This is a genomic window from Lactobacillus nasalidis (genome assembly GCF_016587775.1).
GTDB classification, from domain to species: domain Bacteria; phylum Bacillota; class Bacilli; order Lactobacillales; family Lactobacillaceae; genus Lactobacillus; species Lactobacillus nasalidis.
In genome coordinates, this window is the sequence record NZ_BOCG01000721.1 from 1 (window position 1) to 1,043 (window position 1,043).

The 1,043-nt window shown below is 49.7% G+C and carries 1 protein-coding gene; it reads left to right on the forward strand.

Going from position 1 to position 1,043, the window contains the following annotated elements; genetic code table 11:
• The first annotated feature begins 340 nt into the window (after positions 1–340).
• The gene (locus tag lacNas_RS13870; RefSeq protein ID WP_201331024.1) at positions 341–925 is read left to right on the forward strand and encodes an ATP-dependent Clp protease proteolytic subunit; all 585 of its coding nucleotides are present in this window, start codon (positions 341–343) and stop codon (positions 923–925) included.
• Positions 926–1,043 lie beyond the last annotated feature (118 nt).

A 1,043-nucleotide genomic window follows, 5' to 3' on the forward strand; every position in this document is an offset into this window, starting at 1 on the left:
GTCAGCCGCTTGCTGGCCCCCCGGCTGCTGATCCGGGAATAGATTCCCATAGTCTTGGTTCCCGGCATCTTGCTGACCGTGGCCGCCTTGACGGCTGCCGGCCGGCTGGCAAAGGCAGCTGCTAGGAGCAGCGAACAAAAAAGTTTCTTATCCATTACACTTACACTTTCCACATAAATTAGATTTTTTCCGGCTGTAAAAGCCTTAACACACAAGGTCATTATAGCACCGGTTTGTTTCAAGAAAAAGAAGTCGTCAGATTTGACAGGCAGGGCCAGGAGTGTTTTAATTAGCACTGTATCCATATGAGTGCTAATCCAATTTAACTAGGAGGAAAATTATGTTAGTACCTACAGTTATTGAACAGACGGCTCGCGGTGAACGTGCTTACGACATCTACTCCCGCCTGCTGAAGGACCGGATCATCATGCTGAGCGGTGAAGTAAACGACCAAATGGCCAACTCCATCATCGCCCAACTGCTTTTCCTTGACGCGCAAGACAATACTAAAGACATTTACATGTACATCAACTCCCCGGGTGGCGTGATCACCTCCGGGATGGCCATCGTGGACACCATGAACTTCATCAAGTCACCGGTTTCCACTATTGCCACTGGTATGGCCGCATCCATGGCCTCAATCATCCTGGCTGAAGGCGAAAAGGGCAAGCGTTTTGCCCTGCCGCACGCTACGGTATTGATTCACCAGCCTTTGGGCGGGGCCCAGGGGCAGGCTACCGAAATTCAGATTGCCGCTGAAGAAATCCTGAAGACCAGAAAGATGATCAATGAACTTTTGGCCAAGGATTCCGGCCAGGACATCGAAACGATCAAGCGCGACACTGAACGTGACCACTACATGACCGCTCAGGAAGCCAAGGACTACGGTTTGATCGACGACATCATGGTCAACCAAAGCAAATAAGCTTGCCGCATTTTAAAAGCCAGACGACTAAGTCGTCTGGCTTTTTGTTTTGTCTTTAATTTTAGCTGATCAGCGCAGGTTTTCGGCGATCTCATGCAGCTTTTTCAAACGGTGGTTG

Coding starts and splice junctions, on each gene's coding strand:
- lacNas_RS13870 (WP_201331024.1), top strand. CDS start 341: ATGTTAGTACCTACAGTTATTGAACAGACGGCTCGCGGTGAACGTGCT.